The 21,044-nt window shown below is 73.8% G+C and carries 18 protein-coding genes; 9 read left to right on the top strand and 9 right to left on the bottom strand.

Features of this window, described 5'->3' with window-relative positions; all coding sequences use genetic code 11:
• Positions 1-73 precede the first annotated feature (73 nt).
• The 5 genes from BLW85_RS15780 to BLW85_RS15760 form a co-directional block, all read right to left on the bottom strand.
• Positions 74-442, bottom strand: coding sequence for a hypothetical protein (locus BLW85_RS15780; RefSeq protein WP_074992385.1), 369 nt, complete (start codon positions 440-442; stop codon positions 74-76).
• A gap of 106 nt (positions 443-548) precedes the next feature.
• A complete protein-coding gene (locus tag BLW85_RS15775; RefSeq protein WP_074992384.1) occupies positions 549-1,886 on the bottom strand; it encodes an AAA domain-containing protein in 1,338 nt (445 codons plus the stop codon).
• The gene (locus BLW85_RS15770; protein ID WP_074992383.1) at positions 1,883-3,472 is read right to left on the bottom strand and encodes a hypothetical protein; all 1,590 of its coding nucleotides are present in this window, start codon (positions 3,470-3,472) and stop codon (positions 1,883-1,885) included. The genes BLW85_RS15775 and BLW85_RS15770 overlap by 4 nt, the downstream gene beginning before the upstream one ends.
• A complete protein-coding gene (locus BLW85_RS15765; RefSeq protein ID WP_079172343.1) occupies positions 3,463-4,689 on the bottom strand; it encodes a hypothetical protein in 1,227 nt (408 codons plus the stop codon). Before BLW85_RS15765 ends, BLW85_RS15770 begins: the two co-directional genes overlap by 10 nt.
• On the bottom strand, positions 4,586-5,521 hold the full coding sequence (locus tag BLW85_RS15760; RefSeq protein ID WP_070027373.1) for a phosphatase PAP2 family protein: 936 nt from the start codon (positions 5,519-5,521) through the stop codon (positions 4,586-4,588). Before BLW85_RS15760 ends, BLW85_RS15765 begins: the two co-directional genes overlap by 104 nt.
• Positions 5,522-5,758: 237 nt before the next feature.
• On the opposite strand from BLW85_RS15760, the gene BLW85_RS15755 reads away from it, so the two are divergent.
• Positions 5,759-6,355 (top strand): histidine phosphatase family protein, encoded by a 597-nt coding sequence (locus tag BLW85_RS15755; RefSeq protein WP_070027374.1) that lies wholly within the window; start codon positions 5,759-5,761, stop codon positions 6,353-6,355.
• Between the two features lie 52 nt (positions 6,356-6,407).
• On the opposite strand, the gene BLW85_RS15750 is transcribed toward BLW85_RS15755, so the two are convergent.
• A complete protein-coding gene (locus BLW85_RS15750) occupies positions 6,408-7,892 on the bottom strand; it encodes an NsdA family TPR-like regulatory protein (protein ID WP_107409129.1) in 1,485 nt (494 codons plus the stop codon).
• Positions 7,893-8,157: 265 nt separating this feature from the next.
• Here BLW85_RS15750 and BLW85_RS15745 point away from each other — a divergent pair, with 265 nt between their 5' ends.
• Together BLW85_RS15745 and BLW85_RS15740 are read left to right on the top strand one after the other, a co-directional pair.
• On the top strand, positions 8,158-8,565 hold the full coding sequence (locus BLW85_RS15745; RefSeq protein WP_074996087.1) for a hypothetical protein: 408 nt from the start codon (positions 8,158-8,160) through the stop codon (positions 8,563-8,565).
• A gap of 34 nt (positions 8,566-8,599) precedes the next feature.
• Entirely contained in the window at positions 8,600-9,472 is an 873-nt protein-coding gene (locus tag BLW85_RS15740; protein WP_074992382.1) for a spermidine synthase, read from the top strand.
• A 127-nt stretch (positions 9,473-9,599) separates the two neighbouring features.
• On the opposite strand, the gene BLW85_RS15735 is transcribed toward BLW85_RS15740, so the two are convergent.
• Entirely contained in the window at positions 9,600-10,121 is a 522-nt protein-coding gene (locus BLW85_RS15735; protein WP_074992381.1) for a hypothetical protein, read from the bottom strand.
• 139 nt (positions 10,122-10,260) lie between these two features.
• On the opposite strand from BLW85_RS15735, the gene BLW85_RS15730 reads away from it, so the two are divergent.
• From BLW85_RS15730 to BLW85_RS15720, 3 genes are all read left to right on the top strand, one after another.
• A complete protein-coding gene (locus tag BLW85_RS15730; protein WP_070027378.1) occupies positions 10,261-10,968 on the top strand; it encodes a response regulator transcription factor in 708 nt (235 codons plus the stop codon).
• The gene (locus BLW85_RS15725) at positions 10,965-12,368 is read left to right on the top strand and encodes a sensor histidine kinase (protein ID WP_070027379.1); all 1,404 of its coding nucleotides are present in this window, start codon (positions 10,965-10,967) and stop codon (positions 12,366-12,368) included. Before BLW85_RS15730 ends, BLW85_RS15725 begins: the two co-directional genes overlap by 4 nt.
• Positions 12,369-12,490: 122 nt before the next feature.
• On the top strand, positions 12,491-13,933 hold the full coding sequence (locus tag BLW85_RS15720; RefSeq protein ID WP_074992380.1) for a glycoside hydrolase family 18 protein: 1,443 nt from the start codon (positions 12,491-12,493) through the stop codon (positions 13,931-13,933).
• A 191-nt stretch (positions 13,934-14,124) separates the two neighbouring features.
• Here the strand turns inward: BLW85_RS15720 and BLW85_RS15715 are convergent, their stop codons facing one another.
• Both BLW85_RS15715 and BLW85_RS15710 read right to left on the bottom strand, forming a co-directional pair.
• The gene (locus tag BLW85_RS15715; protein WP_070027381.1) at positions 14,125-15,549 is read right to left on the bottom strand and encodes a GH1 family beta-glucosidase; all 1,425 of its coding nucleotides are present in this window, start codon (positions 15,547-15,549) and stop codon (positions 14,125-14,127) included.
• Between the two features lie 105 nt (positions 15,550-15,654).
• Positions 15,655-16,704 (bottom strand): LacI family DNA-binding transcriptional regulator, encoded by a 1,050-nt coding sequence (locus tag BLW85_RS15710; protein WP_074992379.1) that lies wholly within the window; start codon positions 16,702-16,704, stop codon positions 15,655-15,657.
• Positions 16,705-17,195: 491 nt separating this feature from the next.
• Here BLW85_RS15710 and BLW85_RS15705 point away from each other — a divergent pair, with 491 nt between their 5' ends.
• The 3 genes from BLW85_RS15705 to BLW85_RS15695 all read left to right on the top strand — a co-directional run bounded on the left by BLW85_RS15705 (position 17,196) and on the right by BLW85_RS15695 (position 20,854).
• The gene (locus BLW85_RS15705; protein WP_070027383.1) at positions 17,196-18,512 is read left to right on the top strand and encodes an ABC transporter substrate-binding protein; all 1,317 of its coding nucleotides are present in this window, start codon (positions 17,196-17,198) and stop codon (positions 18,510-18,512) included.
• A 426-nt stretch (positions 18,513-18,938) separates the two neighbouring features.
• Complete coding sequence (locus tag BLW85_RS15700; RefSeq protein WP_070027384.1) at positions 18,939-19,931, top strand: carbohydrate ABC transporter permease; 993 nt, start codon at positions 18,939-18,941, stop codon at positions 19,929-19,931.
• Between the two features lie 14 nt (positions 19,932-19,945).
• Entirely contained in the window at positions 19,946-20,854 is a 909-nt protein-coding gene (locus tag BLW85_RS15695; protein WP_070027385.1) for a carbohydrate ABC transporter permease, read from the top strand.
• Positions 20,855-21,044 lie beyond the last annotated feature (190 nt).

The following is a 21,044-nucleotide window of genomic DNA, read 5'->3' as shown; positions in this document are numbered from 1 at the left end:
GACGGGGAGTATCTTGCCCGCCTGGCATATGCCAGGTGAGGGATCACCCGGGGCGCACGGAATCACCGCGGGGTCACACGGGGTCGGCGGAGGTCCGTCCCTCGCTGTTGCCGCGCATCAGGTCCCGGCCGAACTCGACCATCTTCTTCGCGTAGTCCTCGGTCCACTCGGCCCGATCGGCGATGTCGGCGGCCGTCAGCCGGTCGAACCGGCGCGGGTCGGCGAGCTGGGCCGCGGCGATGGCCTGGAACTCCACGGCCCGGTCGGCGGCCGCGCGGAACGCCTGGGTCAGCTCCGTCGCCCGGGCCAGCAGCGCCCGCGGATCCTCGATCGACTCCAGGTCGAAGAAGTGCTCGGGATCGGCGGCCGCCTCCGCGGGCTCGAAGATCAGGGGCGCGGGGCGTAGCCGCGATTCGTTCCGACGCGGCGTGGGCTCCGCCATGTCTTCTCTCCTCCTCGTACGACCTTCGTACGGTTCGCTGGGCACCACCTCTGTGGTGGGCCACCGTCCATTGTCCCGCGCGGACGCAAGGGGCCCGAGCCGTCGCTCACGGCCGCCACTCCACCCGGTGTTCGGCCAGGTGGGAGAGGACCGCGTGGTTCGCCTCCCAGCCGTCCGGGAACTTCACCAGCGTGCCGAGCTGGACCGGTTCCGTGGACGGGTAGTCGTCGAGCAGGTCGCTCACGCCGGCGCGGCAGACCACGATGCAGGCGTGCCGGTGGCGGGAGGCCAGGACGCACAGGCGGCCGGTCTCCAGGTGGAAGGCGGTGGCGTCGGGGCGGCCGGACAGCGGGTGCAGGACGACCGTGACGTCGTACTCGCGGCCCTGGAGCCGGTTCGCGGTGTCGACCGTCACCTCGAAGACGCCCAGGTCCGCCAGCGCGGAGCGGACCGCGGCCGCCTGGTCGCGGTGGGCGGTGCCGACGGCGATCCGGGCGGCGGTGAGGGGAGCCGGTTCCGGTGAGCGCTCGGAGACGGCCGCGCCGCCCCGGTCCAGCAGGCGCCGTACCACCAGCGCCACCGCGCGCACCGCCTCCGGATCGGTGCGCTGGGTGTGCCGGGCGGGCAGCTCCAGCAGGCCCCAGCCGGACGCGGCGGCCTCGTCGATCACCCGGTCCGGGCCCGAACCGTCGGACGGCACGGCGAAGCCCAGCCTGCGGTCGCCGTGCCCGGTGCCGCTGCGGAAGGGGGTGTACGGGTAGAACGCGTCCGAGACCAGGGGCGCGGCGGAGGCCGGCAGCCGCCAGGAGACCGGCAGCCGGTGCTGCGGCAGGCCCGGGTTGTGCGCCAGCAGGGTGGTCACGGCGGAGGCCGACGGGTCGTACGACAGCCCCGCCCACTGCTCGCTGCCGACGATCGCGAACGGGTCCAGCTGGCCGGGGTCGCCCACGAACAGCGCCCGTTCGAACAGCCCGGCCACGGCGAGCAGGGAGTCCGAGCGCATCTGGTATGCCTCGTCCACGATCGCGTGCCGCCACGGCTCGTCCACCGTCACGTGCGCCCACTTCGCGGCGGTGGACAGCACCACCGGCAGCCCCGCGAGGTCCGCCGCCTTCGCCGAGGTGCGCACGCCCGGCAGGTCGTCCAGCGCCTTGTCGTAGGCGTCGGCGTCGCTGCTGTGCAGTCGGCCCACGGGCAGCTCGGGATTCTTCTCGGCGAGGCGCAGCACGAGGTCGTCGACCTGCGCGTTGGTCTGCGCCACCACCATCAACGGGCGCCCCGCGTCGGCGAGTTCCAGCGCCGCCCGGACCACCAGGGTGGACTTCCCGGCACCCGGCGGGGAGTCGACCACCACGCCCCGCTCGGTGCCGTGCAGCGTGTCGTGGAGGATCGCGTCGGTGGCGCGGGCGGCCGCGGCCCCGGGATCGGCGTCGACGGTCGTCACAGCACGTCCTCCTCGGTGATCGGATCGGCGGCCTCCGGCACCGCCTCGCCGGGCGGCCCGCCATGGGTCCACGGGGTCTCCTCCGGGTCGGGCAGCTTCGCCCCGCCGCGCTGCTCGTGCTCGAAGAGGGTGAAGCAGACCCGGTCCCCCTTCTCGGGCACCGAGCCGGGCTCCGGCTCCCTGCCGCGGCCCATCTTGTCCAGGATCCGCAGCACCACCGCGTCCCCTGCGGCCCGCTCCACGAACTCCGCCGACTGCGGGCGGCCGTCCAGCGAGCGGTAGACCTTCGCACGCTCCGCCAGGTGCGGCAGGTCCTCGGTGCGGACCGTCACCAGCGGGCGCGGGCTCGGCCGTCTGCCCTCGCTGTACGCCATCACGACCTCGGTGACCTCGCCCGCGAACGCCTCGCCGGCCAGCCGCCGCCCCGCCATCACCAGCGGATCGTCCAGTGCCTCCTGCGCCTCCAGGCGGGCCTGTTCGCGCTCGCGCGTGGCCAGCTTGTTCGCCGCGGTCACCGCGTCGTCCCGGCGCGGCTGCGGGGGTTCCCCGGCCAGCACCCGGTCCCGGTGGCCGGTGAACGACCAGCGGTCCCGCAGCCAGCGCTCCGCCACATGCGCGCCCTCGGGCAGCGCCCGCAGCAGGTCCAGGCCCCGCCACACCGCGTCCCAGGTGGGCCGGGTCCGGCTCTCGACCAGTTCCCGCACGTCCCGCTCGGCCCGGGTGAGCGCGGCCAGCCGGTCGTCGGCTTCCAGCGGGTCCTCGGCGGCGGCCAGGGCCGTGCGCGCCCGGTCGTACCGCTCGATCGCCGGGGCCAGCAGCTTGTTGTCGAACGCCGGGTCGGTGGCCGGGCCGGCCGGCGGGCACAGCAACTGCCCGGCCGCGTCCCGCGCCAGCTCGGCCCGGTGCGCGGCGTCGGCGCCGCTGTCGCCCGCCGGGGGGTCGATCCACGCCAGCAGCGCCCCCAGGTGCTGGTCCTCCAGGCCGGACTGGCCGGTCGCCCAGTGCCGGGACAGCACGTCGGTGAGGGCGAGCAGCAGCGCGGAGCCGGGGACCCGGGACCGCTCCCCGTAGTGGGTGAGCCAGCGGCCGAGCAACGGCACCCGGGGCGGCGCCGGATAGGGCGCCTGCGGGTCCTGCTCGGCCGTACGGCGAAAGCGCATGGAGCGGCCGAGCAGCCGCACGAACTCCAGGCCGGCGCGGCTCGGCACGATCAGCTGCGGCGCGTCCGTGCACAGCTCCACCTCGACCTTGACCCGCTTGCCGGTCTCCGGGTCGGTCTCGGTGCGCTCGGCGGCCTCCACGGACCCGGCGTAGGAGTCGATGTACGGCAGGATCACGTCCGCCAGTTCGGCGAGGAACGCGAAGCGCAGCTCCCGGTCGCGCGGCTGCGGCACGACCAGCAGCCGGGGCGCGTCCCGGTCGGTGCCGACCAGCGCGCCGAGCGGGGCGCCGGTCTCGCCCGCGGTGGTCAGCGGTACGAACACCAGGGGATGCCCGGAGACGTGCCGGTGCAGCACGGTGGCGGCGGGCTGGGCCCGGCCGGTGCCGACGGCCTCCAGCCGGGCCAGGGTGTCGATCAGCGACATGCGGGCGCCACCTCCCCGGGACCTGTCTCCGGAAGTCCTGTCTCCCGAAGCCCTGCCTCCCGGAGGGCCTCCGCGCGCAGGGCCGCCGCCCGGCGCAGGGCGGCCACCGCCGGGTCGTCCGCTTCGCCGGTCACGCCGTGCGCCGCCGCGAGGACCTCCTCCACCGTGGTCAGGCCGCCCAGTTCGGCGCGCAGCGGGCGGCCGAGCCGGGTCACGGAGCCGGCCGAGCGGGCACGGTCGCGGCAGTGGAAGGCCAGTTCACAGGCGGACAGGCACTCGGGCGCGTAGGCGGCCGGGACCGCGGCCACGGCCGCCGTCAGTTCCTCGGTGCCGCGGTCGGGCGCGAAACAGGTGCCCTCGGGCAGCGCGTCGGCGATCTCCTCGATCCGGGTGAGCCGGGTGAGCTGCCGCGCGGTGACCGCGCGCTGCTTGCGCACGTCGACCGCGCTGCCGGCGGGCAGGTTGGAGAAGTCCTTGGGACACACCAGCAGCACCCGGTGACGCACCCGCGGGGCCGGGTCCAGCCGGGCGGCGACCTCCTCCAGGGCCAGCACGTACACCGCCGCCTGCCGGGCCGCGGCGCCGACCTTCGCCGGGTCCGCCGAACCGTCCAGCATCGGGAAGGACTTGATCTCCACCACCGACCAGCTGCCGTCGGGGTGCACCACCACCGCGTCCGGTTCCAGGAACGCGAGCGAGCCCGCCACGTCCAGCGCCAGCATGGGGTGGTCGAGCAGCGTCCAGCCGCCCGCGCGCGTCGCCTCCCGCAGCGCCAGCGCCGTGCGCGCCGTACGGCCCTCGGGGCCCGGCGCGGTCAGATCGGGCACCGCCGCCGACTCGGGTGCCTCGGCGCCCGGATCGAGCCGGGTGTGCGCGAGGCGCAGCAGCTCCGCGCCGCCGTCCGCCTTCACCTTCGCCTCGAACGCGTTGCCCCGGGTCAGCGCGAACTGGGACTGCCCGAAGGCCGAGGGCGCGCCCAGCGCGTCGGCCAGCCGGGCCTTGTCCACCCCGGCGCCGTCCAGGATCGCCCGTCTGCGGCACCCGGGGTTCGCGGCCAGCGCCGCGAGGGCGCGCGCGTCCAGGGCCTTCGCCGGTACGTCGGGGCCGCGCAGCTCAGCGAGCCGGTGCCGGAGCCCCTTCGCCCGCGTCGGTGGGGGAGGCGTCCGGCTCGGCTGGGGCGCCGGGCCGCGACTCGCGCTGCCGTGGAATTCGCTCACCCGCGGAAGTCTTGCATCCGCCACTGACAATCGGGGAACCCGCGCCCCGCGCGGACCCCGGGAACAGCCGGGCCCGCACCAGGTCGGCGGCCCGCGTCACCCACGGCGCGAGCAGGTGACCGACGCCCATCACGGCGATGCCGGCGAGCGCGTCCAGCAGATAGTGGTTGGCGGTGCCCATCACGACGAGCGCGGTGCCCAGCGGGTACACCACGGCGAGGACCTTGGTGAGCCGGGTGCCGCCGTGCCGCCACAGCATCACCCCGCACCACAGCGCCCAGCCGACGTGCAGACTCGGCATGGCCGCGTACTGGTTGGTCATGCCGCCCAGGCCCCGCGGCGCGCTGGCGTCGCCGCCCCACCAGCCGTACGCGCTGTAGTGGGCCATGGTGTCCACGAAGCCCTCGCCGGCGGCGAGCAGCCGCGGCGGGCAGGTCGGCACCAGGGTGAAGCCGATCAGGCCGATGAACGTGGACGTCATCAGCCAGGTGCGGGCACGCCGGTAGTACTCGGCGCGGTACCGGAACAGCCACACCAGGATCGCGGGCGTGACCAGGTAGTGCAGCGAGGCGTACCAGAAGTCCGCGGGTATCCCGAGCCAGGGCTCGCGGGTGAACAGGCGGTTGAGGGGGTGCTCGGCGTTCAGGTGGAGCAGCTTCTCGGCGCGCAGCAGGGTCAGGCCGTGCTCGACGGCGTCGTCCACGTCACCGCGCACGACGAGGCGGCCGGCCGAGTAACAGCCGTAGACCAGCAGGAGCAGTGGCAGTTCGGTCCACCAGCGCAGCCGGGTGCGGGGCACCGTCCCGGTGCCCGGTATCTCGGTCTGCGCCATCCGATCGTCCTCCCCCTTCTGCGGTACGGCCGCCCGGTGGGCGACCGTGCCACTTTACGGTGTCCGTTCCTCACCCGTGCGGGTGCTCCGGAGCCGGTCCGCGAGGGTGCTCCGGCCCACAAAGACGTCACCGGTGGCCGCCGGGTTGCCCGAGCCGCGGGTGAGCGATGATGAAAGGGCCGACTCTCGTTGTTTCTGTGACGCCCCTGTGGCGTACGCCTCCCGGAAAGGTCCCCCATGGCACCGCGCATCCTGCTGGCCCGGCACGGACAGACCGCCTGGTCGCTGTCCGGCAAGCACACCGGCCGGACCGATGTGCCGCTCCTGGAAGAGGGCCGGCGCGGGGCGAAGCTGCTCGGCGAGCGGCTGCACCGGGCGCCGCTGAACGGGCTGCCGGGCGTCGAGGTGCGCACCAGCCCGCTGTCGCGGGCGCGCGAGACCTGCGAACTCGCCGGGTTCGGGGAGCGGGCCGAGACCTGGGACGCGCTGCTGGAGTGGGACTACGGCGCGTACGAGGGGATGACCCCGGCGCAGATCCAGGCGGTGCGGCCCGGGTGGCTGATCTGGCGCGACGGCGTCCCCGAGGGGGAGACGACCGCCGAGGTCACCGCCCGCGTGGACGAGGTGATCGGCTGGGCCCGCTCGGCCGACCGCGACGTCCTGCTGTTCGCCCACGGCCACATCCTGCGTTCCCTGGCCGCGCGCTGGCTGGGCTTCCCGCTGGACTTCGGCGCCCGCATCCGCCTCAATCCGACGTCCCTGTCGATCCTGGGCTGGGCCTACGGCGAACCGGCGCTGGAGAGCTGGAACGACGTGGGCCACCTGGCGGACTGAACGGGGCGGGCGCGCGACCGGAGGCGGCGGGGGCTTCCTCGTCCGCGTCGCGTCAGGCTCCCGCCACCCGGGGCAGCGCCTTGTGGCGGTCCAGGAAGTCCGACACCCCGGAGGCCCGCCGGTGCGGCAGCAGCACCCGCGCGGTGCCCGCCAGCATCGTCTGGATGCGGGAGGACTGGACCTGGTCCAGCAGGGAGAGCACCCGCATCCCCGCCTCCGCCGCCTCGTCGGGACGGCCCTCGCGGGCGAGGTCGTCGGCCAGTTCCGCCGTGTACAGCGCGAGGTTCCGCGCGAAGTGGGGGTCCTGGAGGTCCGCCGCCCGCCGCGCGTGCCGGGACGCGCGCCGCCAGTCGCCCAGCATGGACCAGCACTGCGCCTCCAGGCCCTCCAGCTCGGCCTCGCCGTAGAAGCTCATCCACTCCGGGTCGGCGCCCGAGCGCCCCCGCGCGAACAGGGCCTGCGCCCGCACCAGCGCCCGCGCGCAGCCGGTGCGGTCGGCCAGCCCCGCCCAGCCGCCCGCCTCCCGCAGCGCCAGCAGGGACATCAGCCGGTCCGAGCCCAGGCCCCGGGCCGCACGCTGCGCGGCCTGCGCGGCCCGCACCGCCTCCCGGGGCCGCCCCGCGTCCCGGGCCAGGAAGGCGGTGTTGCAGAAGGCGTGCGCCTCCAGCCCCTCGTCTCCGGTCATCCGGGCCGTGGCCAGCGCCTCCGCGTAGTGCGAGCGGGCGTCGTCGAAGCGGCCGGAGTCATGCGCCAGCCAGCCCACCGAGATGGCGAGTTCACCCGCGCCCGCGTGCAGCCGGTCGACCGTGGTCTGCCGGGTGGCACCGGCGTCCAGCAGCGCGTAGGCGGCGCGCAGCGGAGCCGCCGCGCGCCGGTAGAGCCCGTCCGCGCCGTGCCGGTCGTCCAGCAGCCGGATCCGGCGGACGGCCTCCTCCAGGGCCGCCGCCTCGGCGCTCCCGGGCCGGCGTGGGGGCAGGGCCGCGGCCACGGCGTCCGGGGCGAGCCCCAGCGGGCCCAGCGCGGCGGCGGCCACCGTGGCTCCTCCGCCGGTCATGAATGCGCGACGCAGCACGTCGCTCTCCTCGTGGTTCGGATGGTCGTGCGGGTACGGCCCCTGCGGGTCGCATCCCTCGTGCGGGTCATACGGGTCCTGCGCGTCCTGCTGGTCCTGCGGCTCGGACCCCGCCGAGGCGGCACCCTGCTCCGTCCCGCCCGGGGCGAGCGCCCGCGGGGCCGTGCGCGCCGCGCGGCCGCGGACGGACGAGCGGGGCGCGAAGCCGAGGTCGGCGAGCGTACGGCCGGGGAACATGTGCAGGAACACGCGTTCGTAGGCGTAGTTGGGGCAGCGGATCTCACCCGCCTCGACCCGCCCGACGTAGCGCGCGTCACAGCTCACCCGCTCACCGATCTCCCGCGCGGCCCGCCGCACCAGCGCCGCGAACTCGGCCGGTGAGCGCCGGCCGCGCAGCCGCCGGAAGGCGAGGTTCGGCCGGGGTGGCCGCTCGGGCTGTGACGAGGTCACGGTAGACGACGCCATGGCCGGGTCCTCTCGTGCGAACCGTCGAACCATGCCGGGCCCGGGGCGACTCGGGAGGTGTCGCCCGAGGGACGCCCCGATTCCGGCGAGCAAGAACGTACCGGCTGTGCCGGAGCCACCACGCTCGGTTTGGCCACAAACCGGATATCTCATACGTGATCTGCCATGAAGTGCCATCCTTTGCGGCGCACTTGTGCCGTAGCCGTTGACACGGCCGCGCGTTGGACCCCATGGACCGCGACAGTGCCGTGTGGTGGAGGCGGGCATGCAGACCAGCCAGAGCAACGAACCGTGCGCGTCGCCGTCGTCGCCCGGGCCGGGCGGCACGGCGTGCGACCTGGTGACCGTATCGGCCCGGCAGGGCCTGGAAGCGGTCGACATCCTGCGGCGCGGTGCCGCCGTCGCGGTGGGGCCCGTCCTGCACGACGACGACCGCGGCACCCTCGGCTTCCTGGTGCCCGCCGGCACCGCCGCCTGCTGGGACGTGCCGGGCAGCACCTGCACCGAGACCGACGGCCGCGGGCTGCGCCTGGCCCCGGAGCCCCCGGTGCGGGGCGCCGACTGGCTCCTGCCCCCGGGCGAGGAGGCCGATCTCGCGACCGATCCGGTGGTGCTGCGCGAGGCCCTGGACGAGGCGGCGCGGCTGCTCCGGGCCGCGGACGACTGCCGCTGAAACGTTTACCGCGGGCGCCTGCGAAAATGACGGGATGGGCAGGTCGAGGAACGCGCGGCGCGATGCGGCGGTCGCCGTCGGTGTCGTCGAGGAGACGGTCGACGGCGGGCTGGCGCGGCTCGTGCCGGACCCCGACCGCGGCCGGGCGTGGACCCTCACGATCGACGGGGCGCCGCAGTCGCACGTCGACCTGGACGACCCGGCGTACCTCTCCTTCGAGTACCAGCGCCGCCTCGGCCACGTCATCGACCTCGCCGTCCCGCCCGGCAAGCCCGTCCACGCGGTGCACCTCGGCGGCGGCGCCCTCACGCTGGCCCGGTACGTCGCCGCGACCCGGCCCCGCTCCACCCAGCAGGTCGTGGAGCGGGACGCGAGCCTGGTCCGGCTGGTGCGGCGCGAGCTGCCGCTGGACCCCAACGCGCGGATCCGGGTGCGCTCGACGGACGCCCGCGAAGGACTCGCCAAGGTGCCCGACGGCTGGGCCGACCTGGTCATCGCCGATGTCTTCAGCGGCGCCCGCACCCCCGCCCACCTCACCTCCACCGAGTTCCTGGACGAGGTCCGCCGCGCCCTGAAGCCGTCCGGGGTCTACGCCGCCAACCTCGCCGACGGCCCCCCGCTCGCCCATCTGCGGGGCCAGATCGCCACCGCCGCCGCCCGGTTCGGCGAACTCGCGCTGATCGCCGACCCGGCCATGCTGCGCGGCAAGCGCTTCGCCAACGCGATCCTGGTCGCCTCCGACCTGCCGCTGCCGATCGCCGAGCTGACCCGCCGCGCCGCCTCCGACCCGCACACCGCCCGGGTCGAACACGGCAGACGGCTCACCGACTTCACCGGCGGGGCGCGCCCCGTCACGGACGCGGCGGCCGTGGACTCGCCGGCCCCACCGCCGTCGGTCTTCCGCTGACGCGATCGGACCGGGAGCCGGCCGGGTTGTGGCAACCGTCTCATGGCGGCCGGCGATCGCAGGTTGGCGGCCGTGGACCGTCGACTGTCGGCTGCGGATTGCCGACCGTCGATCACCCACCCAACGATCAATAACTGCCGATCTCCACGTGCGGCGGTCCGTCGTGCCACGTGCAGAACACCGACACCCGGTCCGTGCCCCGGCTGAACTCCACCCGGATCCACGAGGGCGTCTTCCACACCTGCATCGACCAGCCCGCCCCCGGCGTCGCCGAGACCAGCGTGGCGTCGGCCGCGCCCAGCTCGAACACGGCCCGGCCGCCCGCGGTGTCGTACGCCTTGACCGTGCCGGAGCCGGACGCGGAGGCCGAGGGCGTGGGACCGGGGGAGCGGTGGACGGTCCGGGTGGGGGAGGGGGCCGGGGCAGCGGACCGTGACCGGGACGGCGGCGGGGTGTCGGCCGTCCGCGTGCCCGGGGCGGTGGCCGCCGTCGCCATCGTCGTCGGGGACCCCGCGCCCACCACCGGCAGGGCGCGCGGCGGGTCGTACGCGGTGCCGGCCATCACCGTGTGCACGCCCCACCACGACAACGTGACCGCCGCGCCGGTCGCGAGCAGCCACGCCAGTACGTGTACGAGTCCTCTGCGCATCGCGCCCATCCTGCCCCACCCCGCGCTCGCACCCCGCACTCACGCCCCCGTCCGCGCCCCGCGGCCCCGGCTTTTCCACAGCCGCGGAGTTGTCCACAGGCCCGCACCGGGTCCTCGCCCATGGCGTACGGTGCGGCGCATGGCAAGTGTGCTCGTGGTCGAGGACGACCAGTTCGTACGCTCGGCGCTCATCCGGCAGTTGACCGACGCCTCGCACACCGTGCGCAGCGTCGGCACCGCGCTGGAGGCGCTGCGCGAGGTCGCGCACCACCGTTTCGACGTGGTGATCCTGGACCTCGGACTGCCCGATCTGGACGGCTCCGAGGCCCTGAAGATGCTGCGCGGCATCACCGACGTCCCGGTCATCATCGCCACCGCCCGGGACGACGAGGCGGAGATCGTCCGCCTGCTCAACGCGGGCGCGGACGACTACCTCACCAAGCCGTTCTCGGTCGACCACCTCTCCGCCCGGATAACGGCGGTGCTGCGCCGGGCCCGTGCGGCCGGCGGCGAGGCCCCGCCCTCGGCCGTCCTGCGCGTCGGCGGCCTCACCGTGGACCCGCTGCGCCGCCAGGCCGAGCTGGACGGCACCCGACTCGACCTCACCCGCCGCGAGTTCGACCTGCTCGCCTTCCTCGCGGGCCGCCCCGGCGTCGTCGTCCCCCGCAGGGAACTCCTCGCCGAGGTCTGGCAGCAGTCGTACGGCGACGACCAGACCATCGACGTCCATCTGTCCTGGCTGCGCCGGAAACTGGGGGAGACGGCGGCCCGGCCGCGCTATCTGCACACCCTGCGGGGCGTCGGGGTGAAGCTGGAGCCGCCCCTGGACGCGGAGCCACCGCGATGAGATGGGCCCTGGTCAAGGTGTGCCTCGCGGTCACCACCATGGTCGTGGTCGCCTTCGCGGTGCCGCTCGGCCTGGTGGTCCGCGAGATGGCCCGCGACCGTGCCTTCGCGGGCGCCGAGCGGGAGGCCGCCGCGGTCGCGCCCGCGCTGTCCATCACCACCGACCGGGACAAGCTGGAGCGGGTGGTGGCCTCCGCGGGCGCCGGTTCGAAGATGGCCGTCCATCTGCCCGCCGACGGCACCCGCGGCCCGCTGGACATCGGCGGGCGGCGCGCCGCCGACCGTGACGTCCAGGCGGTGCGCAGGCTCGGCCGGGCCTCCACGGCCACCGTCACCGGCGGCTTCGCCCTGCTCCAGCCGGTGGCGCTCGGCTCCGGTTCGATCGCCGTGGTCGAGGTGTACGTACCGGAGTCGGAGGTGACCAACGGCGTCGGCACGGCCTGGGCGGTGCTGGCCGGCGTCGGCCTCGCGCTGATCGTCGGCTCGGTCGCCGTCGCCGACCGGCTCGGGGTGCGCATGGTGCGGCCCGCGCGCCGGCTGGTCGAGGGCGCGCGCGAACTGGGCGAGGGCAAGCTGGGCGCCCGGGTGCCGGAGGACGGACCGACCGAACTGCGGCTCGCGGCGGTCGCCTTCAACTCCATGGCCGACCAGGTCGTCCAACTCCTGGCCAACGAACGGGAGCTGGCCGCCGACCTCTCGCACCGGCTGCGCACCCCGCTCACCGTGCTCAGGCTCAACGCGGCCTCCCTGGGGGCCGGACCGGCCGCCGAGCAGACCCGCACCGCCGTCGCCCAGCTGGAGCGCGAGGTGGACACCATCATCCGCACGGCCCGGGAGGCCAAGCCGCAGACGGTCCCCGCCGGTCCCGGCGCCGGCTGTGACGCGGCCGAAGTGGTGCGCGAGCGCATGGAGTTCTGGTCCGCGCTCGCCGAGGACGAGGGCCGCACCTGGCGGGTGGCCGGTGTGGACCGCCCGGTGCGGATACCCGTCGCCCGCGCCGACCTGGCCGCCGCGCTCGACGCCCTGCTCGGCAACGTCTTCCGGCACACCCCGGAGGGCACCGCCTTCGCGGTGGACGTGCACCACGGCGAGGACGCGGTGATCGTGCTCGTCTCCGACGCGGGCCCCGGCATACCCGACCCCGAGGCGGCGATGGCCCGCGGCCGGGGTTCCGGAACCGCCGGCTCGACCGGGCTCGGCCTCGACATCGTGCGCAGGCTCGCCGAGTCCACCGGCGGCGACGTCCGCATCGGCGGCTCGGTCCTGGGCGGCACCGAGATACGGGTCCGGTTCCAGTCCGACGGGCGCGGACCGCGCGGGCGGGGCCACCGAGGGGCCGCGCGAAGGCGTCGGGCACGCACCCTGGTCTCCACCTTTAACCGGCCCCGATCCCATCCTTAAGCGAACCCTAAGATCGCGAACCGCCGTCCGCATCGGGCCCTTTGCCCGATTCCGGATCGCTAGCGTGCTGCCGCACCGCACCCCCCGTGCGAAACCCCGTGAGAACGAAGGCAGGCAGGCGTATGAGCACGCACCGGCGCAGGATCAGTGGCAGGAACAAGGCGATAGGCGGTCTGGTCGCCGCGGCCGTGGTCGGCGGCGGCGCGCTCCTGTTCACGGGCACGGCGAGCGCGGCGGTGGTGAACGCCGCGTACACCAGGACCAGCGACTGGTCGACCGGCTACACCGGCCAGTACGTCGTCACCAACAACAGCACCGCGCGGGAGAAGTCCTGGACGCTGGAGTTCGACCTGCCGGCCGGGGCCAAGCTGTCCTCGCTGTGGAACGGCGAGTCGAGCGTCAGCGGACAGCACGTCACCGTGCGTCCCGCGAGCTGGGACACCCAGGGCCTGGCCCCGGGCGCGTCGGTGACCGTCGGCTTCGTGGTCGAGGGCAGCGGCGCCCCGACGGGCTGCCGGATCGACGACGCCCCCTGCTCCGCCGACGACGGCCCGGCCCCCGAGCCGAGCGGCCGCCCGACCCAGAGCCAGTCCCCGGCGCCGACCCCGACCCCCACGCCCACCAAGACGTCGACCCCCACCCCCACCCCGACCACCGGCACGGGCACCACCGCCTCGGCCGGCTTCGCCCCCTACGTGGACACCTCCCTCTACCCGGCCTACGACCTGCTCGGCGCCGCGAACGCGACCGGGGTGAAGAACTACAACCTGGCGTTCGTCACCGACGGCGGCGGCTGCACCCCCAAGTGGGGCGGGGTCACCGATCCGGCCGACGACGCGGTGGCCGCACAGATCGGCAAGCTGCGGGCCGCGGGCGGTGACGTCCGGGTCTCCTTCGGCGGCGCCTCCGGCTCCGAGCTGGCCACCACCTGCTCCTCCGCGGACGCGCTCGCGGCGGCGTACGGCAAGGTGATCGACGCGTTCAAGCTGACCAAGGTCGACTTCGACGTCGAGGGCGGCGCGCTGCCCGACACGGCCGCGAACACCCGCCGCGCCCAGGCCATCGCCAAGCTCCAGGCCCAGCACCCCGACCTGGACGTCTCCTTCACCCTCCCGGTGATGCCCGAGGGCCTCACCCAGGACGGCGTGAACCTGCTGACCAACGCCAAGGCCAACGGCGTCCGGACCGGCACCGTCAACATCATGGCGATGGACTACGGCTCCTCCTACAGCGGCGACATGGGCGACTACGCCGAGCAGGCCGCCACCGCCACCCAGGCCCAGGTCAAGAGCGTGCTCGGACTCTCCGACGCGGCCGCCTGGAAGGCCGTCGCGGTCACCCCGATGATCGGCGTCAACGACGTCTCCTCCGAGGTCTTCAAGGTCGACGACGCCACCCGGCTGGCGGACTTCGCCAAGTCGAAGGGCCTCGGCGGCCTGTCCATGTGGTCGGCCGCCCGCGACCAGCAGTGCCCCGGCGGCCCCAAGCCCTCCGCCGACCCGACGTGCAGCTCCATCACCCAGGACAAGTACGCCTTCGCCAAGGCGTTCGCCGCCTTCGGCTGACCGCCGTCACCACCGAGCCGGCCCCGGCCGGGCCCCCCGCCTCGGCCGGGGCCGACTCCTTCGCCGGGCGGGCCACCGCCGTCCCGCCGCCGGTCCGGCGGCGGGACCGGGGCCCGGCGCTCATCGGCGCGCCGCCGGCCTCCCGCCGAGCGGGCCGCTCGGCCACTTCGGCGGGAGGCCGCACGCGCCCGTCAGACGTCCTCCACCGGGGGCAGTTCCCCGGCCCGTGCCGCGCGTGCGTACCAGAGGGCGCTCGACTTGGGGGTGCGCTCCTGGGTCGCGTAGTCCACGTAGACCGCGCCGAACCGCTTGTCGTAGCCGTACGCCCACTCGAAGTTGTCCATGAGGGACCACAGGTAGTAGCCGCGCACGTCGGCCCCGTCGGCGATGGCGCGGTTCACCTCGGCGAGGTGGGCGCGCAGATAGGCGACGCGCTCGGGGTCGTGCACCCGGCCGTCGGCGCCGCGCTTGTCGTCGTAAGCCGCGCCGTTCTCCGTCACGTACAGCTGGAGCCCCGGGGCCTCGCGGGAGTAGCGCGTGATCAGGTCGTACAGGCCCGTCGGCTCGACCGTCCAGCCCATCGCGGTGCGCTCGCCCGGCGTCTGGTGGAACGCCACGTCCTCCGAGCCCGGCCACGGCGAGTGCGTGCTCGTCCCGTGCCCGTCCGCGCGCGGGCCGTCCGGCGCGGACCCGGGCGAGGAGACCAGCGCCGGTGTGTAGTAGTTGAGGCCCAGCGCGTCCAGGGGCTGGTGGATGTCCGCCAGGTCCCCGTCGAGGACGTACGACCAGTCGGTGACCGACGAGGTGGCCTCCAGCAGCGTGGCCGGGTACGCGCCGTGCAGGATCGGGCCGTGGAAGACGCCGTTGGCGAGGTCGTCGATCCGCCGCGCCGCGGCCAGGTCCGCCGGGCTCTGCGTCAGCGGCCGGATCACCTGGGAGTTGAGGCTGACCGCGACCGAGCGGTGCGCGGGCAGCACCGAGCGCAGTGCCTGCGTGGCCAGCCCGTGGGCCAGGTTCAGGTGGTGGGCGGCGCGCAGGGCGGCGGCCGGTTCGGTCCGGCCCGGCGCGTGCACCCCGGAGGCGTAGCCCAAGAAGGCGCTGCACCAGGGCTCGTTGAGGGTGATCCAGTGCTCCACGCGGTCACCGAGCGCCTCGCCCACGAGCTGCGCGTACTCCGCGAAGCGCAGCGCGGTGTCCCGCTCCGGCCAGCCGCCCGCGTCCTCCAGTTCCTGCGGCAGGTCCCAGTGGTAGAGGGTGACGGCGGGCTTGATCCCGTGGGACAGCAGCTCGTCGACCAGCCGGCGGTAGAAGTCCAGGCCCGCCTGCGCGGCGGGGCCCCGGCCGGTGGGCCGCACCCGCGGCCAGGACACCGAGAAGCGGTAGGCGTTCAGGCCGAGTTCGGCCATGAGGGCCACGTCGTCGCGGTAGCGGTGGTAGTGGTCGACCGCGATGTCGCCGGTGTCGCCGCCGGCCGTCTTGCCGGGGGTATGGCTGAAGGTGTCCCAGATCGAGGGGGTACGGCCGCCCTCGCCTACCGCGCCCTCGATCTGGTACGCGGACGTCGCCGCGCCCCAGAGGAAGGCGGGAGGGAAGGACACGGTCATCGGTTCGGGCATGGAATCGCTCCCACGAGTCGAGTGGGACCATTATGCATGGGAGCGCTCCCATAGAGAATGGGCCGACCACTGGCGGTATCCGAAGGACGGGGTTCCGGGCCGGTTCTAGGCCGACTCCCGCACGACCAGTTCCGTCGGCAGCACCACGGCCCGGTGGCCGGTGCCGCGGTGGGTGATCTCGTCCAGCAGCAGGTTCGCCATGGTGCGGCCCATCTCCTCCAGGGGCTGGCGGACGCTGGTCAGCGGGGGGTCGATGTGCCGGGCCACGATCGAGTCGTCGAAGCCGACGACGGCCACGTCCTGCGGCACCCGCCGGTGCGCGGCGCGCAGTTCCAGGACCGCGCCCGAGGCCATCACGTCGGAGGCGGCGAAGACGGCGTCGAGGCCGGGGCGCCGGCGCAGGAGCGCGCGCATGGCGGCGCGCCCGCCCTCCTCCGTGAAGTCGCCGGACGCGATCAGGTCCTCGTCGGCGGCGAGGCCCGCGCGGGTCAGTGCCTCGCGGTAGCCGTCGAGGCGCTCGCGGGCCACGTCCATGTCCATCGGACCGGTGATCGTGGCGATGCTCCGGCGGCCGCCCGCCAGCAGGTGCTCGACCGCGAGCCGGGCGCCGCCCCGGTTGTCGGCGCGGACGTGCCCGAGCCGCTCGGTGTCGCTGCGCCGCCCGGCCAGCACGGTCGGCACGGCCAGTTCGTCCAGCCGGTCGGGCAGGGTGTCGTCGTTGTGCACGGCCATCATCAGCACCCCGTCCACCCGCTGTGCGGACAGGTAGGCCGCGAGGCGCGCGTACTCGGACTCGTCCCGCGCCAGCACCAGCAGCAGCTGCATCCCGGCACCGGCGAGTCCGGCGGAGACGCCTCGGATGATCTCCGAGAAGTACGGCTCGGAGAAGAGCCGGTTCTCGGCGTCGGGGACGACCAGGGCCACCGAGTCGGTGCGGCGGGTGACCAGGGAACGGGCGGCACGGTTGGGGACGTAGCCCAGTTCGGCGATCGCCTGCTCGACGGCGGCGCGGGACCGGTCGCTGACCTTGGGGGAGCCGTTGATCACCCGCGAGACGGTGCCGCGGCCGACCCCGGCCCGGGCGGCGACGGCGTTCAGAGTCGGGCGCCGGACGTCCGCGATCCTGTGCGGCTGCGGCAGTTCGGCAGTGCTCATCGTTCACCTTCCGGTGCTTGGTGGGGGGTGGCCTCATTCTGGCCCAGAAAAGTCCGGCCACCGGCCCGGCGCCTCGCCGGACGCCACCGTTCCCCTGACCGGTACCGCCCTGACCTGGGCGAACGGAGCGGCGGCGGCGGGCGCCCGGCGCATCTGACGTTCCCTCAGGTGAAACGTAAACGTGACGTGCTGAACACGCTTGCGCAACAACGCCGTTTTCAAGTCTTGACACGTGGCCCGGCAGCAACGAGTCTTCCGGCATGCCGCGTGGGAGCGGTCCCACGGGGTGACCGGGGCTCGTTCCCCCGTGGCTTGAAACCACCAAAGGTCCTTCCCTCTGCACCCATTGACACGCCGTTGACCAGCACCTTCATCGCACGCCGAGCGCTGTGGGCTGGCCGCTGCTCGAACCGAGAGGGCAGGTCCGGGCCGTCGCACGCCGGCGGTCGGATTCCTGAGGTCCGTTCCCCACTGGAACAAGGAGTAGTGGAATGCGCATCACCCGTACCGGCGGCCACGGCCGCAGAGCGGCGGCCGTGGCCACGGCGGTCCTGGCGGCCTCCGCCGTGCTGCTGACCGGCTGCAGCAGCGACGGCGACTCGAACGCCTCGGACTCCAACGGGAACATCACCCTCAAGCTGGCGGACTTCGGCCAGTTCGGCTACAAGGAAGCCGGCCTGCTGGAGCAGTACCACAAGCTCCACCCGAACATCACCGTCAAGGAGGAGACCACCGCCAACGAGCAGGACTACTACCCGAAGCTGCTTCAGCAGTTGAACTCGGGCAGCGGTCTCGGCGACGTCACGGGCATCGAGGTCGGCCGCATCAAGGAGGTCGTGGACACCCAGGCGGGCAAGTTCGCGGACCTCAGCAAGTCGATCAACGTGAGCGACTGGGTCTCCTGGAAGGAGAAGCAGGCGACCGCGCAGGACGGCTCGGTGATCGGCGCCGGCACCGACATCGGCCCGATGTCCCTGTGCTACCGCAAGGACCTGTTCGAGAAGGCGGGCCTGCCCACCGACCGCGAGGCCGTGGCGAAGGCGGTCTCGGGCGGCTGGGAGGACTACCTCAAGCTGGGCGAGCAGTACCAGAAGAAGGCGCCCGCCGGCACCAAGTTCATGGACTCCGCGAGCGCCATGTACAACGCGGTCGTCAGCTCCTCGTCGCAGCAGTACTACGACAACTCCGGCAAGCCGGTCTACAAGGACAGCGCGTCCGTCAAGCAGGGCTGGAACCTGGCCGCCGAGGCCGCCTCGAAGAAGCTCAGCGCCGGCCTGGCCCAGTTCCAGGACCCGTGGCAGGCGGCGCTGCGCAAGGGCACCGTGGCCACCGTGGTGTGCCCCGCCTGGATGGCCGCGCAGATCTCGACCTACTCCGGTGACGCCTACAAGGGCAAGTGGGACATCTCCCGGGCCCCCGGCACCACCGCGGCCAACTGGGGCGGCTCCTTCCTCGCCGTGCCCAAGGGCGGCAAGCACGTCAAGGAGGCCATCGAGCTGGTCAAGTGGCTGACCGCCCCCGAGCAGCAGGCCGCCGTCTTCAAGGCCGTCGGCGTCTTCCCGTCCAACAAGGGCGCGTACCAGCTGGCCAGCGTGAAGAACGCCAAGCTCCCGTACTTCAGCGACGCCCCGATCGGGCAGATCTACGCCGACGAGGCCAACTCCATCCCGGAGGCCGTGCTCGGTCAGAAGGACGGCGTGATCAAGGACACCATCTCCACCCAGATCAACAACATGGAGCAGCGCGGCACCAAGCCGGACAAGGCCTGGAAGGACGCCACCGACACCATCGACAAGGCGATCGGCTGACGACCGCCGGGTGCGGGCGGCCCCACCGGCCGCCCGCACCCCGCCCGCGCGGAGCCGTGTGCCGGCCGCCGTCGCGGGCGCGGGGCCGCCGAGCGGGGCGGGCCGGGCACCGGGCCATGGACAGCGGGACCCGGACCGGCACCACCACGCTCGGCAGGACCACTCCCTGACCGCCGCTTCCCGCCGGACCGCCACGTCCGGCGGGGAAGCGCCGGCCGGGCAGGCACCAGGCCCCAGGCCGGTGCCCGGCGGGACCGGACCCGGCGTCCGGTCCCGCCGGGGCCGGCCCCGCACGCACGTCAGGCCGCGGCGCGGGCCGCTCGGCACTGCAGTCCATCCGCACAAGGAGCGGCCGGACGGGCGCCCGGTTCCCGAACGCGTCTCTCGCCCCGTACCCGGCCCAGACCTTCAGGGAAGGACTCCCTCGTGGCAACGACAACCCCCGTACGGGGTACCAGCACCCCGCCCCCCGGCGGCTCCGGCGCCGCGCCGAACGGCCGCGGCGGGTGGCGCAGCCGGCTGTGGCGCTTCGACGACCTCGCCTCGCCGTACGCCTACATCGCCCCCTTCTTCCTCGTCTTCGGCGCCTTCGGGCTCTACCCCCTCCTCTACACCGGCTGGATCGCCCTGCACCGGGTGGAGATGACGAGCCTGAGCCAGTCCCAGTGGGTCGGCTTCGACAACTTCTCCAAGATCCTCCAGGACTCGGAGTTCTGGACGGCGGTCGCCAACACCTTCATCATCGGCGTCCTCTCCACCGTCCCGCAGCTCCTCGTGGCGCTCGGGCTGGCCCACCTGCTCAACTACAAGCTGCGCGCCAGCACGTTCTGGCGGACGGTCATCCTCACCCCGTACGCCACCTCGGTGGCCACCGCGGCGCTGGTCTTCGCCCTGGTCTTCCGGGCCGACGGCGGTGTCCTCAACTGGGTGCTGCACTTCTTCGGCGCGGGCAACACCGACTGGGGCAACGGGGAGTGGACCTCGAAGATAGCCATCTCGGTCATCGTGATCTGGCGCTGGACCGGCTACAACGCGCTGATCTACCTCGCCGCCATGCAGGCGGTGCCCAGCGACCTGTACGAGGCCGCCTCGATCGACGGAGCGACGCGCTGGCAGCAGTTCCGCAAGGTGACGATCCCCGCGCTGCGGCCCACGATCCTGTTCACCATCGTCATCTCGACGATCGGCTCCATGCAGCTGTTCGGTGAGCCGCTGCTGCTGCAGGGCGGCACGCTCGGCTCCGTCGGCGGCAGCGAGCACCAGTACGAGACGCTCAGCATCTACCTCTACAACTACGGCTGGAAGCTCGGGCACCTGGGCCCGGCTGCCGCCGTGGCCTGGGCGATGCTCGTCCTGCTGCTGCTCATCGCCTTGATCAACTGGATCGTCGGCCGGTTCGTGCGCAAGAGCGCGGCCTGACGGGAGCGATATCGATGACCACGATCAGTCCCACCAACACCGCCGCGCCGGACATCCTCGCCCACGAGGGCAAGGGCCGCCGGCGCTTCAAGATCGGCGCCGGCCAGCAGCTCAAGGGCGGCCCGTTCACCTACATCGCGCTCGTCGTCGTCGGCCTGGGCTCGATCCTCCCGCTGTACTGGACGCTGGTGGCCGCCTCGCACGACCAGCAGCGGGTCCTGGACACCCCGCCCCCGCTGATACCGGGCGGCAGGCTGTGGAGCAACCTCCAGGCCGCCTGGGAGCAGGCAAACCTGGGCAAGGCCATCGTCAACAGCGTGATCGTGGCCGGCTGCATCACCGTCGCGACCCTGTTCTTCTGCACCCTCGCCGGGTACGCCTTCGCCAAGATGCGCTTCCGCGGCCGTGGCGTGCTGATGACCGCGGTCATCGCCACCCTGACCATCCCGCCGCAGCTCAGCGTGGTCCCGCTGTTCATGCTGATGTCCGACATCGGGTGGGGCGGCAAGCTGGAGTCGGTGATCTTCCCGACCCTGGTCGGCGCCTTCGGTGTCTTCTTCATGCGCCAGTACCTGCTGGAGGCCCTGCCCTACGAGCTGATCGAGGCGGCCAAGGTGGACGGGGCGAACAACATCCGCATCGTCTGGAACGTGGTCCTGCCCGCGGCCCGGCCCGCGATGATGGTGCTCGGCATGCTCACCTTCGTACAGGCGTGGAACGACTTCTTCTGGCCCTTCCTCGCGCTGAACCAGGAGAACCCGACCATCCAGGTGGCGCTCGGCCAGCTCAGCGCCTCCTACACCCCCGACCAGAGCATCGTCATGGCCGGAGCCCTGATCAGCACGCTGCCGCTGCTGGTCGTCTTCATCGTCTTCGGCAAGCAGATCGTCGGCGGCATCATGGCGGGCGCCGTCAAGGGCTGAGGTCCGCGGGCCCGCGCCCCGCGCGGCCGGGCCCGCCCCGCACGTCCCGCCGTCCGCCCCCTGCGGCCCGTCCGGTACGACCCGCACACTGTCCGGCCCGCCCCGCGCGCGGGCCGTACCGGACGGGCGTTCACCAACGCCCCGGCCCTTTCCCTCCCCCGACCCCCGTCCACCACAGGTCCCGCACCGC

The organism is Streptomyces misionensis (assembly GCF_900104815.1).
In the GTDB taxonomy this organism is placed as follows: Bacteria; Actinomycetota; Actinomycetes; order Streptomycetales; family Streptomycetaceae; genus Streptomyces; species Streptomyces misionensis.
Note: the sequence above shows the minus strand (reverse complement) of the source record. Positions and strands in the feature narration are given on the sequence as shown.